Genomic DNA, 13624 nt, shown 5'->3' on the forward strand with positions numbered 1-13624 from the left:
TCCCTTAGCCGAAATGACATATCCGCTGAAGGGGCGGTCGGCGGAATTTTTTGCCGGCTGCGGCAGTATCCGACAGGATGAATGGTCTTGCCTTGATCTTGAATGTGCCACGACAATCCATGGACCCGTACGGCAAGGATGTGGTGTGGCGCAGGCCTGGACGGATCTACCGCTTGATCAGCCGATTGTCATCGAGGGAGCGGCCGGACCCGCGTTGGCGTTGTCGACAGAACCGTTGCCGGCGGGCGCGCCCGCGATCATCACGTACGAGGCCGTCGCACCACGCCGCGCGAACCACCTCATCGCCGATCTGCTGGACCGGTTGGACCAGGTGGCCCGCGAGTTGTTCCCGGCCTGGTTGCCGGCCGCCGCCATGCTCGACGGTCCGGCCGGTGCCGGAGCGGTCGCCGTGCGGTCGATCGCGCTGCGGGCCGCCCGGGACGGCGACCACTTCGGGCCGTTCCTGGCCGACCTGTCCGAGCGGGCTCTCGGTGCAGCCCGGGCACCGGAACGCTTCACCGCGGAGGTCCGTGCGGCCGAACTGTCGAAGGTGATCGCCCGAAGCTTCGACCGTCGGCGCCTGGCTGTCCTGGTCCTGCTGCCATCGCCGCTGACCTCGGAGAACGAGCAGGCCCTCGGGTCTGCCGGGCGGTGGCTCGCCGACAACGGCCGGATGGGGATCTGGTTCGCCGGAGGCCCACCCGGTGCGATCGACGAGCTGGCGCGCGTGCCGTTCCGGCCGCCGGCCGGGGGCGTCGCGCCCATCGAGGAGGCCGGCCCCGATGAGCCCACGGCAGGCGTGGTCGGATATCCCGCGATCGCCGGACGGCCGCACCCGGCCAGTCGGGCCGAGCAGTCGCTGGAGGACGCTCTCGCTCGCGTGGACTGGGCAGTCGGCCGGGAATGGAACCAGATCCACCAGGCACACCCGCTGACCAATCCGGTCCGTGTCGATCTGCTCTGGCGCGCGGAGCGATGCGTCGTGGAGATCGACGGCGCCGAGCACCGCGAACCGCTGCGATTCGCCGACGACCGGCAGCGTGACGTGCAGCTGCAGCTCGCCGGCTACGCCGTCCTCAGATTCACCAATACGCAGGTCGTCCACCATCGCGACCTGGTCATGTCACAACTTCGTCAATTCCTTGACGGGCGTCGGGCCGTAAACCGTGAAAGGGCGATCCATGAATGACGTGAAGCTGTCTCTGCCGGAACGCGCGCTGTTGTTGATTCTCCTGGCCGAGAATGCCGAGCTCTCCAACAAACAGATCGAGGAGAAGTACGCGCCCGGCCTGACATTGACGGGAAAGTCCCGGCTCAAGCTGGTCGACGCGAAGTTGATCGATTGCCGCAAGGAGAAGAGATCCTTTCTCTTCTCGCTGGCCGATGGTGGCTGGCGGTGGGGCCGTGAGGAGCTGACCCGGGAGGTGCCGCCTGGTTCCGGCTCGGCCGGCCAGGCTCTGTACGCCGTCCTGCGCCGGCTGGAGCACTACCTCGACAAGACCGGCCGCAGCCTGGCTCAGGTGCTCGGCGAACACATCGAGAGCGACGAGCGCCCCGCGGTCGCGATGCCGGCAGCGGTCACGCACGTGCCGGCGGACGAGGTGGAGAAGCGGGTCCGCCGCGCTTACCGGGAGCTGGCAGATCCGGTCGGCAGCTGGGTCGGACTCGCCGACCTTCGAGCTCACCTGGGCGACGTGCCCAGGGAGGACGTCGACGGCGTGCTGCGGTTGATGGCGCGGATGCCGGGGGTGCTGGTCGAGGAGGAGACCAATCAGAAGGGCCTGACCGGCCGCGACCGGGCCGCCGCCGTCGTCATCGGCAGCCGGGATCACCACACGCTGATGATCGAGGAACTGTGATGGAAGCCGGCCTCAAAGCGCTGTCCGGCCTCCGGATCAACGTCACCCCGACCGCCGACGACGTGTGGCGTCGCTCGGAGTTCCACGTCGACACGTTGAACCGTGAGGTGTCCCGAGGCATTCTCGACGCGATCGAGGACGCCCGGGAACGCCCGTCGGGCAGCCCGGTCGGCGTGGTGGTGCAGGGCCAGCGGGGCACCGGCAAGACCCATCTCCTCGGCTGGGTACGCGAGCAGGTGCAGAGCCAGGACGGCTACTTCTTCCTGGTCAGCCTGCTGGACGGCACCCGCTTCTGGCACAGCGTGGCGCACTCCATGCTGACCGGTCTGGCCCGCCGGGTCGACGGACACGAGACCCAGGCGCAGGTGTTCATGCGCCGGCTCACCCTGTTGACCGGGGTGTCGTTCGCGGAGCGACAGGCGCTCATCGGCGCCACACCCCTGGACCGCCCCGCCGTCGAGGCGCTCCTCAACGCCATCTACGCGCACGCGCCCGAGGTCGCCATGGAATGCCGGCACACGGTCCGGGCCCTCGCCCTCTCCAGCGTCGGTGACTTCCGCGCCCGGGAGGTGGGGAGCAACTTCCTGCAGTCCGGTGAGGAATGTGAGCCGGGCGAGCGAGCACCGTGGGGCCTGCCCCGCGAGGTGCATCCGCCGGAGAAGGTCGTCAGTGAGATCTCCCGGCTGCTGTCGCTGACCGGCCCGTCGGTGATCGCCGTGGACCAGATCGACGGGCTGCTCGCTCCTGTGGCCAAGGCGATGCAGGCCGGGCAGGACGCCGAGTGGCAGGACTCCCTGCAGCTCGACCAGATCGCCAACGGGCTGATGGACCTGCGCGAGCGTACCCACAAGACACTGACCGTGATCGCCGCCCAGCACGCGACCTGGGAAGTCATCCAGAAGTACGCGATCGCGTCGGTCCAGGACCGCTTCGTCGCCCGCCGGCACCTCGGCTCGGTGCCCACCGCGACGATCGGCCGGGAACTGGTGGCGCGACGGTTGCAACCCTTCTACGAGGCAGCCGGTTTCACCGCGCCCTACGACACCTGGCCGATCAAGACACAGGCGTTCGACGACGCGGTGAACTACAAGCCCCGCCAGCTCCTGCAGATCGTGGACGACCACATCCGTACGTGTGTCGGGGACGGGGTGGTCAGCGAGCTGGCCGAGTTGCGCCTGCCGCGCGCCGGCGCCACCGACACCCCTGTCGTCGTGCGGCCACCCGACGCCGAGCTGAGCGCGCTCGACCAGCGTTTCGCCGAGCTCAAGGCGGCAGCCACGGTCGACGACGTGCTCGACCCCGGCAATGAGGACCTGGAGCTGCCCGGTCTGCTGTCGGCCGGGCTGAGGGCCTGGATCGGCGAGCGCGGTGCCGCGGGCCGGCACTTCGAGCAGGACCCGCTGCCGAGCACCAAACCAGCGCTGCACGCCCGGCTCCGCCGCACGCTCGATGACGAGGCGGAAGTAGAGGCCCACTGGGGATTCCGTGGTGTCTCGGCCGAGTATCACGCCAATGCCGTGCTCAACCGGGTTCGTGCCGCTTGCACCGAGGCGGGCCTGGCCAACGGCGTACCGAGTCGGCGGTTGTTCCTGCTCCGCAACGCCGGTTGGCCCACCAGCACCAAGAACCGGGAGGCCGTGGCCGCTTTCGAGCAGGCCGGTGGCCGGCGCCTGACGGTGAGCCACAACGATCTCCGTGTCCTGTGGGCGCTGCGGGATCTGCTCGCCAAGGCGTCACCGGACCTGTCCGCCTGGCTCGTGGCGCGGCAACCCACCGGAGAGGTCGCGTTCCTGCGCGAAGCTCTGGCCGACGCGGCGAGCGACCTGCCGACGCCCGAACTGGCCCCACCCGCACCGGCGACGGTGCCCGCACCGGCGACCGAGCCGGCGCCGGTCGATGAGCCCGCGCAGGCAGAGGGACAGGCATCGGCCGATGAACCGGTGCCGGCGTCGGTCTCACCGGTCAGGACGCCGCTCCGGCCCGCCATCTCGCTCGGCGTCACCTTCGACACGACCGAGCCGGTGACGGTGGAACTCGAGGCGCTCCGGAAGCACACGGCGATCTTCGCCGGCTCGGGTTCCGGCAAGACCGTCCTGCTGCGCCGCATCATCGAGGAATGCGCGCTGCAGGGCGTCTCGACGATCGTGCTCGACCCCAACAACGACCTCGCCCGGCTCGGTGACCCGTGGCCGGAGACGCCGGCCGCCTGGCGTCCGGGCGACGCCGACAAGGCGCGGGAGTATCTGGAGCACACCGACGTGGTGATCTACACGCCCCGCCGGGCGGCCGGGCGGCCGATCACCTTCCAGCCGCTCCCGGACTTCGGCCAGCTCATCGATGACGTCGACGAGTTCGAGGCGGCGGTGGACGCCGCCCTCGCCGCGCTGGCGCCACGAGCGAAGGTGGACGGCAGCACCGCCAAGGCGCAGAAGGGCCGAGCCGTTCTCAAGGAGGCCCTCGTGTACTACGCCCGGCGCCACCGGGAGACGTCACTGCGCGGTTTCATCGGCATGCTCGGCGACCTCCCGGACGAAGCCAGCGAATTCGGCGCCGACGCCACCAAGATCGCGGCCGACCTGGGCCAGTCGCTGATCGCCGCCACCGTGATCGACCCGCTGTTCGGCGGGGTCGGACAGCCGGTGGACCCCGGTGAGCTGCTCACGCCCGAGGGGGGCAAACGCGCCCGCGTCTCGGTGATCAGCCTGATCGGGCTGCCGAACGACGATCAGAAACAGAGCTTCGTCAACCAGCTGCAGATGGCCCTGTTCGCCTGGATCAAGAGGAACCCGGCCGGCGATCGGCCGTTGGGCGGGCTGTTCGTCATGGACGAGGCGCAGACGTTCGCTCCCTCCGGGGCGATGACCGCCTGCACCGGCAGCACACTGTCGCTCGCTTCCCAGGCCCGTAAGTACGGGCTCGGCCTGATCTTCGCGACCCAGTCGCCGAAGGGCCTGCACAACCAGATCCCGGGCAACGCCGCCACCCAGTTCTTCGGCCTGCTCAACGCGCCGGTCCAGATCGAGGCGGCCCGGGAGGTCGCCCGGGCCAAGGGCGGCGACCTGCCCGGCATCTCGCAACTGCGCGGCGGCGAGTTCTACATCGCCCTGGAGGGCACCTCGTTCGACAAGGTGCGCACGTCACTGTGCCTGAGCCACCATCCCAAAAGTCCCCTGACCCAGGAGGAGGTCATCCGGTACGCCAGCGCCGGGCGCGACGGGAACCGCCCGCGGACCGGCGCCGAAACCTAGGGCCGGTTGAAGGTCCGGGTGTACGCCGTCAGCTTCTCGAAGCGGCTCACGTTCAGCCAGTCCGATCCGCGGGTGTTCACCGAGCAGCCCGCACCCGCCAGCCGGACGGCGATCTTGTTCAGGCTCTCCACCGTGCCGTTGAAGCGGACGACGTTGAGACCGGCCATGTCGGAGACCGGGCGGAGCTTGCCGATCTCGACGATGACCGTGCGCTCGGGTTGCAGGCCGAGGGCCATGCCCGCCTCGAGCAGGACGTTCGGGCGGGCCTGACCGGTCACCTCCGTCTCGTACGCGGGCTCGTCGTGCCCCCGCAGGCTCGGGTGCAGCGACGCGCCGTCGTCCGGGGTGAGCAGCACGATCGCGGCCTGGTTGTGCTCGAACGCCTTCCGCAGGATCTGGCCGATCGACGGGGTGGGTGTGCCGGTGCGCTGCACGACCTCCTCCCAGTCGAGCGGGTGCAGATCGATGGCCTGCAGGAACGTCCACAGCGCCCGGCGGGCCTCGTCGTCGCGGCCGTGGATCACGAAGACGTCACGGGGGTCGGGCATCGGCGAGTTCTCCTTGTGCGGTGCGGTGGTGGGGATCCGGCTCAGGGCGCGGGCCCGTCTGTCGGCAGTGGCCAGGTGGGCGAGATCGTTCTTGAGTTCGCGCCGGAACCAGGCGAGCAGGCGCAGGTCGTCGGCGAACGGGCCGGTCGCGGTGAGCCCGGGGAGGTCGGGGCCGAGCGCCTGGTGCATGTCGCCCCGGATGGCCTTCATCGTCTCGCGGAGGTCGGTCACCGACGCCCGCCAGGCCGCGAGGTCGGACCGGATGCCGGGCAGTTCTCCGGCGCTGCTGCGATCGAGCCGGGCCTGGACCTGGCGCAGGTCGTCCGCCCCGCTCCACACTCCGAGCTGGTAGCGGAGCATGGCGGCGTACAGCAGGTAGCGGCCCAGCGGTGGCATCACCGGGTCACCGTTGGACCAGGTCCAGTCGCTGAGCTGCTCGTCGCGGTCCGGGCGCGCCAGGATGAGGAAGCGGCGTTCGCGCCGGTCGTCGGGGTCGTGCCGGCTGGTCTCCCAGAGCGCGAAGCCGCCGGTCGTGCCGACGCCGTCGTGCCACCAGCCGTCCGCCGGCCCTCCGAGCAGGTCCCCGCGCGGCAGGTCCACGGCGGACCGTTCGGCCAGGCCGGGGTCGGCCGTGGCGAGCAGGTGATCCTCCGGGGCCTTGCCGAGGAACAGCGACGCCGTGCCGATCAGGTGGTGCGGCAGGGGACCGGCGGCCCGCGACCACATCCGCGCCAGCTCCATCCAGCCCGGTGCTCCGGCCGGGCGGTCCGGGCCGACGCCGGGGGAGAGGATCACCGAGAGGTTCAGCACGGCATGGAAGCGGCGGAGGATCGCCTGGTGCAGCTGCCCGGGATGGCGCTGGGCGGCCACGAGCAGGTCCCGTCCGCCGGGGTCGCGGGGCACCTCGGCGAGAGTGCCGGGCAGGTCCCGGGGTGGTCCCGGCCGCCGCAGCGGCGCGGTCATGCCGAGCAACTCCCGGCAGTGCTGCCACGTCTGCCGGAGCTGGGCGTACGCGCCGGTGGCGTGCGGGCCGTCGACCGGTGCGAAGAGGTGGACGACCAGCTCCTGGTCAGCGACCCTTACGGGAATCACCACTCGACTTACCCGCGCCGGTCTGCTGCGCCGCCGTCAGCGTGTGCTTGAGCTCGGCCGTCGACCCACGCTGCTCGGCCGACGGCTTGCCCTTGGCGCCGCTGCCGGCGTCGTTGCCCCGGCCGCCGCCCAGCAGATCGAGCTCCGTGGTGGCGTCCTGGAAGGCAGCCGCGTCCCCGGCCAGGGCAGCGGCGCGGGCCCGTTGGACGACCTGGTCGATCGCCGTCCACGACGCCGCGTCGCGCTCCCAGCTGTCCGTGTCGTCGAGGACCGCGAGGAAGTCCTCGACCAGCTCGGGGGGCAGGGAACGGGGACCGTCCGAATCGGGCATGCGACCGATGGTAACCGGCGCTGGGGTGCCCGACCGGACAGAAAGTCGCGTGTGGAGCCGGAACCTGTCAGGTGTTCGGGTGACTTACCGCCGCCGCCCGGCTGTCTTATCGTGGTCGCGATGAGACCGCCGCAGGACTGGGACACCGAGACCGTCGGCGACGCGCTCGACGTGGTGCAGGATCTCGCGTTCTGGGAGCTTCCGCCCGAAGGTTGGGAGGGGGTCGGAGCGATCCTGGACCGTATCGGTTCGGCGCTCGCCACGCGCGACCTCGAGAGCCTCGCCGAGGCCGTCGCCGACCTGGAATTGAGCGCGCCGAGCCGGGCCCTGCGGATCGGCAGCCGGGTCGAGCGCGGAATTCCGGAGCCGGTCCTCGAACGCCGCAACACGTTGGTGCACGCGCTGACCCAGGAGCACAGCGCGGGGCCGGAGGCGGGTCATGGTGCCGAGCCCGCCCGGTGAGCAGGAGTTCGTCGCCCACGTGTTCGCGCCGCTCGACGGGCCCGCCGCGGATCCGGCCCGGCGGCAGCTCGACGAGCTGTGGCAGGCGTGCCGGACCGATCTGGGGATGACCCAGCCGATCGTCGGCGCCGGGCTGACCGGGGAGCTGCCCACTGATCCGCGGGCCGCGCCGGAAGGGGCGCTCGCCGGTCTGCAGGATCCCGCGGTGAACTTCCAGGCGCTCGTCCGGCGCGAGCACGACATCCTGAATCTCTCGCTGGTCATGGCCGCACCGCAGGCCCCGCCCGAGCGGCGTCGAGGGGTCGCTGCGGCGACCCCGCCCGGTTGGTGGGAGTACGCCCGCTGGTGGCGCAAAATCACCGCTGGTGGCCTCGGCGCTCTGCTCGGCGAGGCGACCGTCTTCCAGGCCAAGTCGGTCGACGGCCCGCGGACCGACGTGGCGGCGGCGCTGCCGGCGCAGGACGACGACGCGACGGACTGGCAGACCCGCGGCACGACCGTCGGTGGTTTCCCGTTCTGGGAGGTCACCCCGGGCGGTGACCGTGCTGTCCGCCGGTTCGTCGTGCTGGCCGACCCGGAGCAGGACGCCGAGCTCAGCGGCTTCACCTGGAGCGCCGGCGGCGTCGCCCTGCCCCCGCTCGGCCGCTACCTGATGCACGCCGCGAAACTGCGCTACCAGTCCCGGGTCCGCGGCGACGGCGGCGGTCTGGCCCGGGTGCGGCAGCGCGCCGGTGCCGGCCTCGACCGGCTCGTCACGCTTCTCGGTGACCCGGCCGCCGCCGCGGAGGTGGCCGGCGCGCGGGCCACGGTGACCGCGGAGACGGCCTCGTTGCTCGGCGCGCTGCAGGCCCTGCAGACGATGCGGCAGACCGTCGAGATCGCCCGGGACAACATGGCGGCTGCCCTGCCCGACCTGCTGCCCTCCGACGTCCGCCTGGCCGAGGTCGTCGCCCGCCGGCTCGACGACGACAGGTTTCTGCTGGAGCAGGTCCGCGACCGCGCCACCGAGACCCTGAAGATCGTCAGCGTGCCGGTGCCGCCACCGGACCCCTCGGCGGTGACCGGGACAGCGGTGCCTCCGGAACCCGTGCGCGCCCGGGACGGCCGGGTCGAGCAACGGCTGGGCTTCGGCGTCGACGTCGTCGAGTACAGCAGCCGGAGCACTCCGCAGCAGTTCGACGTGCAGCGCCGGCTGGCCATGATCGTGCGGCGGGTCCTGACGGACGTCGGCGTGCGGGTGCACGACACCGACCGGCAGGACGCGGGCGACGGCATGATGGTCGTGCTGCCGCCCGGGCTGGAGCTGCACCGCCTGCTGCCGGCACTGCTGCACGGCTGGCGGTTCCGGCTGGTGGCCGACAACGCCGCGCATCCCGGCGACCGCATCCGGCTGCGGCTGTCCGTCGGGGCGGGACCGTTCGCGCACTCGGCCATCGGCTTCACCGGCGCCACCATCATCGAGATCGGTCGGCTGCTCGACAGCCCGGTCCTGCGGCGTGCCGTCGTCGACCACCCCGACGCCGACCTGGTCGCGCTGGTCTCGGACCGGCTGCACGCCGATGTCGTCGGGGAGGGCTGGCCCGGCCTGGACCCGGCCCACTTCCAGCCCTACGAGGTACGGGTCAAGACGTACCGGAAGCAGGCCTGGTTGTGGACGGGCGCGGCGGTGACACCGACGCCGGACCGCGGCGAGGCCGCCGGGACCGCCACGCCGGCCCGCGACGTGTTCGTGATCCATGGTGGTGCCGAGCCGGCCCGGGCCGCGATGTTCGACTTCCTGCGGGCGCTCGGACTGCGGCCGCTGGAATGGGAGGAACTGATCGCCCGTACCGGCAGCGCGGCGCCGGACGAGGCGGAGGTGATCACCCGGGCGTTCGCCGCGAACGCCGCCGCGGTCGTCCTGCTCACCCCGGCCGACGCGGCAGCGCCCGCCGTGCTGGTGACGGCGGGGATGGCCCTCGCCCGGCAACCCGATCGCACGGTCATCGTCGAGGTGGGCGACGTGCTGGCCTTCGCCGGGCTGACCGGTCGCGCGACCGTGCGCATCGACGGCGCGAACGCCACCGGGCTGCACCAGGTCGCCCAGCGGCTGCGCACCGCCGGCTGCGCGGTGCACACCGACGGCGTGGAGTGGTTGGACCTGGACCGGTTCAAGAACCTCTGACGAAGCCGTCCCCGACGATGGACAGCCCCGCCCACAGGCTCGGGGGCGCCGCGCCTCCCCGGCGGTGCAGGTAGCCGAGCTGGACCTCCCGCAGGGCGTCGATCGGCGCCCGGCCCACCGCCAGCCGCCGGTAGAAAGCGCCGAGCAGGGTCGCGGTCGTGGTGGCGTTCACGTCCACCGTGCCGGCGAGCACCCAGCGGGCCCCGGCGAGCAGCGCGGCCGTCGGCAGTCCGAGCGGTTCGGTCGCCGTCCGCAGATGCAGCCGGCCGGCCCAGCACGCGGGCATCAGCACCGCCTCGGGCAGCCGGCAGGTGAGCAGCTCGGCGGCCGTCAGAGGGTCGTCCGGGGCCAGCATCAGGGACTGCCCGAGCCCGCTGACCGCCGTACCGTGCACGCTCAGCAGGACCGCCGCGCGGTCCGCCGCGCCGGCCAGCTCGGGACGCACCTGATCGCGGGGCAGGAGCCGGGCCTGCGGGAAGGCTGCCGCGAGCGCGGTCCGCTCCCGCCGCGTCCCGTCCAGCTCCGGATCCAGGTACGCCAGGAAACCCGTTCCCGCCCGCACCGGGCGGGACCGGATCGCGGTCCACAGCGTGATCGCCGGAACGACCACGACGCGGGCCAGTTCCGCGAGATACCGTGAGCCGACCCGGACCGCGGCCACCGGCACCGGGCCGAGCAACCCGCCGGTCGACACCACCAGCGGCGGGGCGTCACCGGCCCGGAGCGCCTCGGCCAGTCCGGGCGGGATGATGGCGGCGCCCAGCGCGGTGAGCTCGTCGTTCTGCGGGGCGGCCGCGAGCGATTCCTCCGCGGCGTGATACCGGTCGAGCCAGTGCCGGACGGCGGCGGGCAGCACCACCTCGTCGACGTGTGGCGGCCCGTCCGGCGGCAGCCAGATCCGGCTGCAGATGGTGTTCTCGTCCTCGAGGACGTCGATGAGCAGCGCGTGGCCACCGGGCGGGAGCGCGGCGCGGGTCTCGGCAAGACCGGCCGGCTCGGGGGTGAGGCTGCGGCGCAGCTCGACGGAGGTCAGCCGGTCCAGGTCGCCGTACAGCCGGGGCAACTCCCCGGTGCCGGCCACCCTGATCTGGGCCACCAGATCCCGCAGCTCGTCGGTGAACCGGGCGCCGGAGCGGATGAAGCCGGCGACCGCCTCCGCCCGCGCCGCGGTCGCGACGGAGAACGCGGCGGAGCCGTCACCGGCCCGGGCGGCGCAGTGCATGGCCAGGATGTACGTCTGCCGTTGATCGCGGTAGAACGTCTCCCGGTCGGACGGGTCACGCAACCGGCGACCGGCCCGCTCACTGAGGGTGAACGCAGCGACGGCGTGATCGCGGGCGGCCTCGACCTGGTCGTCGAGGATCAGATCGTGGGCGAGCTGGTAGTGCGCGATCGACGTGGCGCTCGGGTCGGAGTCCTCGTCGAGCGGGAGCAGGGCCTGGGCGAAGAACTCGAGCGCTGACCGACGGTCACCGCGGGCCCGGGCGACCATGCCCCACTCGAGCGCGGCCTGGGAAAGGTCCCAGGCGGCGTCCGGGCCTTCGCCGTACGGCAGGGCGGCGAGCCGGGCCTCGGCCGCGTCGAGGTCGCCGCTGAGCCGGTCGACACGGGCCAGCAACAGTTCGCACAACGCGAGGTTCGCCGGTTCGCCGGCCCCCAGCCGCAGCGCCTGCCGGAACCGCCGCCGGGCGTACGCGGCCGCGGCCGGATCATCCTGGTCGACGTCCACCATCCGCAGCTGGCCCAGCCGGCGGGCCACGTGCGCCGCCCCGAGCCGGCGCCCGGCTCGCAGGTAACCGGCGAAGGCCCGGTGATAGGCCCGCTCCGCGCCGGGCCGGTCGCCGAGCTGGTCGAGGACAGCGGCGAGTTCCCGGCCGGCGTTGGCGACCCCGATCCGCCGGCCCAGGCGGGCGTACCGGTCCTCGGCCTCGACGAGCAGCTCGCGGGCCCGGTCGAAGTCGTGGGCGATACGCGCGGAAACGCCCAGCCGGTGGCTCAGGTCGGCGCGCAACTGCTCGGTACGGTCGCCGGGCGGGCACCGGTCGAGCACGGCGGCGAGGTCGGTGAGGCGGGCCGCGGCGTCGGCGAAGCGGTGCCGTTGATGGGCGACCGCGGCGAGCTGGGCCAGGCACTGTCCGGTGCGGAGCCGGTCCTGCTGCTCGGTGGACATCTCGGACGCCTCGGCCAGCAGCGCCTCGGCGTCGGCGAAGCGGCCCTCGTAGCGGGCCACGATCCCGGACTCCAGCAGGGCTTCGGCACGCAGGGCCGGCATCTCGGCGGTCAGGGCGATCACCCGGTCGAGGGACGCGGCGGCTTCCCGGTAACGCTGGGTGGCGCCGAGCAGCCAGCCCCAGTCGAGCAGGATCCGAGCAAGCGTCTCAGGGGCCAGGTCGTCGCGGTCGATCAGCGGGCTGAGCAGGCGGTGCGCGTCGGCCAGCCGGTGCTCGTCGATGGCGGCGGCCGCGGCCCGCCAGGTCGCCATGGCCTCGTCGTCGTCCGGCCGTCCGGGCTTGTCGTCAGCCGCCACGAGCCCGGTCGAAGTCGGCCCGGGTGTCCGCGAGGGCGGTCATCAGGCGTTCAGCGAGGTGCTCGACGGTGGCGGATGCGTCGTCCGGCGGCACTTCCTCCGACGCCTGCCAGCACTCCACGCGTTCATGGGTGTCCGGCCGCCAGTGTTCCATCGTGATGACGGCGTGCACCCGGACGCGATCGTCCTCCAGAGTCTGCAGCGCCAGGCCGGCGACGAGTGTGTGCGACTGTCGGGGGAGGTTCTCCACGACGCAGGTCACTCCCGTCTGCAGGAGGACCTGCTTACCGGGCACATTGGGTCGCCGCACGCGCTGGGAAGGCGGGATCGCGTCCACTCGCCCGGTCAGCCCGACCTCGGTCCGGGGCCAGGCCCGCGTTGTCGTGGCGATCTCCTTCAGCGCGACGGTGATCGCCTTGTTCGGCTTGTCGTGGATCTCTGCTGCCCGGTCGTGACGGTGCTTCTCCCTCTGGTTCTCGGCATCGAGCTGGGCCAGGCGTTCTTCCAGGGAACCCGACCGTCGCGATGTCACGACGAGTGTCTTCTCCGCGAGCGAGCTCCGGTCTACCGGATGGGCGAAGGTGTTCCGGCCGTGGTGGACGACGTCGAAGATCTCCACGTCGGGGTACGACTCCAGTGCGGCCAGGACCGCCGGTCGCCGCCGCTCGGGAAAGTTGACGCCCAGGTAGACGCCGGTCAGTGCGTCGCGGATCGGGATCTCGGCGGGCAGGGTCGATCGGTCGATCAGCACCAGCCGGTACTCCAGCTCGTTCCCCCAGTCCCGGTGCTTGCGGAAGAAGAGCTGCTGATGGTTGTCGCGCGCGTACGCGGTGGCGACGGCGTCCAGGCCGAATTCCTCGATCTGGTCGAGGTCCACGAGCGACGGCCCGACGCCCGGGGAGATGCCGCGGTATTCCACCGGACCATGGAAGCGAAGGAGCGCCCCGGGGACCGGGGCGACGGTGAACGAGCTGATGAGCGCCTGCCGGTCGAACCGTAGGCAGATGCCGGAGTGCCCGGCACCGTAGTGGTTCCACGTCGCCAGGCGGTTCCAGCCGCGCAACGCGTCCCGCCCGAAGGCATCCGCGATCTCATAGTCCTGGGTGAGGCAGGCAACCTTCGCGTGCAGCCGGATGATGCGATCGATGTCGTCCCAGTGACCCCGCTCCGGCCCGCGGTCCGGAGCATCGGCAGAGCTGCTGATCCCCGGTCGGAGCGGCCACGACTCCCAAAGATCATTGGTCGATTCGAAGGGCGAGAGCCGTAGGGTCCCGCTGCGCAGGATGCCGGAGATCGCCGGCTCGGCGCCCGTGTAGTGGAAGACGTCGCCGGTCAACGTCCGTTCGGCCCGGTTGAGTGCGGCTTCGAAGGCCGCTTCAAGGTCGATCACCAC

9 protein-coding genes are annotated in these 13624 nt (G+C 72.0%); 5 read left to right on the forward strand and 4 right to left on the reverse strand.

Going from position 1 to position 13624, the window contains the following annotated elements:
• The first annotated feature begins 13 nt into the window (after positions 1–13).
• From Aau02nite_RS12540 to Aau02nite_RS12550, 3 genes are read left to right on the forward strand one after another with little or no spacing between them, the layout of a single operon-like run.
• Positions 14–1189, forward strand: a complete 1176-nt coding sequence (locus tag Aau02nite_RS12540; protein WP_212988549.1) for an endonuclease domain-containing protein — start codon at positions 14–16, stop codon at positions 1187–1189.
• On the forward strand, positions 1182–1859 hold the full coding sequence (locus Aau02nite_RS12545; RefSeq protein WP_212988550.1) for a hypothetical protein: 678 nt from the start codon (positions 1182–1184) through the stop codon (positions 1857–1859). The genes Aau02nite_RS12540 and Aau02nite_RS12545 overlap by 8 nt, the downstream gene beginning before the upstream one ends.
• On the forward strand, positions 1859–5107 hold the full coding sequence (locus Aau02nite_RS12550; protein ID WP_212988551.1) for a helicase HerA domain-containing protein: 3249 nt from the start codon (positions 1859–1861) through the stop codon (positions 5105–5107). Before Aau02nite_RS12545 ends, Aau02nite_RS12550 begins: the two co-directional genes overlap by 1 nt.
• Here Aau02nite_RS12550 and Aau02nite_RS12555 read toward each other — a convergent pair.
• Together Aau02nite_RS12555 and Aau02nite_RS12560 are read right to left on the reverse strand one after the other, a co-directional pair.
• Positions 5104–6750 carry a CATRA conflict system CASPASE/TPR repeat-associated protein gene (locus Aau02nite_RS12555; protein ID WP_212988552.1) on the reverse strand — a complete coding sequence of 549 codons (1647 nt, stop codon included), beginning with the start codon at positions 6748–6750 and terminating at the stop codon, positions 5104–5106. The genes Aau02nite_RS12550 and Aau02nite_RS12555 overlap by 4 nt on opposite strands.
• Positions 6725–7078 carry a CATRA system-associated protein gene (locus Aau02nite_RS12560; RefSeq protein ID WP_212988553.1) on the reverse strand — a complete coding sequence of 118 codons (354 nt, stop codon included), beginning with the start codon at positions 7076–7078 and terminating at the stop codon, positions 6725–6727. Before Aau02nite_RS12560 ends, Aau02nite_RS12555 begins: the two co-directional genes overlap by 26 nt.
• Before the next feature lie 120 nt (positions 7079–7198).
• On the opposite strand from Aau02nite_RS12560, the gene Aau02nite_RS12565 reads away from it, so the two are divergent.
• A complete protein-coding gene (locus tag Aau02nite_RS12565) occupies positions 7199–7540 on the forward strand; it encodes a CATRA system-associated protein (protein WP_212988554.1) in 342 nt (113 codons plus the stop codon).
• Complete coding sequence (locus Aau02nite_RS12570) at positions 7518–9704, forward strand: CATRA conflict system CASPASE/TPR repeat-associated protein (RefSeq protein WP_212988555.1); 2187 nt, start codon at positions 7518–7520, stop codon at positions 9702–9704. The genes Aau02nite_RS12565 and Aau02nite_RS12570 overlap by 23 nt, the downstream gene beginning before the upstream one ends.
• Here Aau02nite_RS12570 and Aau02nite_RS12575 read toward each other — a convergent pair.
• The gene (locus Aau02nite_RS12575) at positions 9691–12231 is read right to left on the reverse strand and encodes a CHAT domain-containing protein (RefSeq protein ID WP_212988556.1); all 2541 of its coding nucleotides are present in this window, start codon (positions 12229–12231) and stop codon (positions 9691–9693) included. The two genes, Aau02nite_RS12570 and Aau02nite_RS12575, sit on opposite strands and share 14 nt — an antisense overlap.
• Positions 12221–13621, reverse strand: coding sequence for a DUF2971 domain-containing protein (locus Aau02nite_RS12580; RefSeq protein ID WP_212988557.1), 1401 nt, complete (start codon positions 13619–13621; stop codon positions 12221–12223). The genes Aau02nite_RS12575 and Aau02nite_RS12580 overlap by 11 nt, the downstream gene beginning before the upstream one ends.
• Between the last annotated feature and the right edge of the window lie 3 nt (positions 13622–13624).

It is taken from the genome of Actinoplanes auranticolor (assembly GCF_018332655.1).
Lineage (GTDB): Bacteria > Actinomycetota > Actinomycetes > Mycobacteriales > Micromonosporaceae > Actinoplanes > Actinoplanes auranticolor.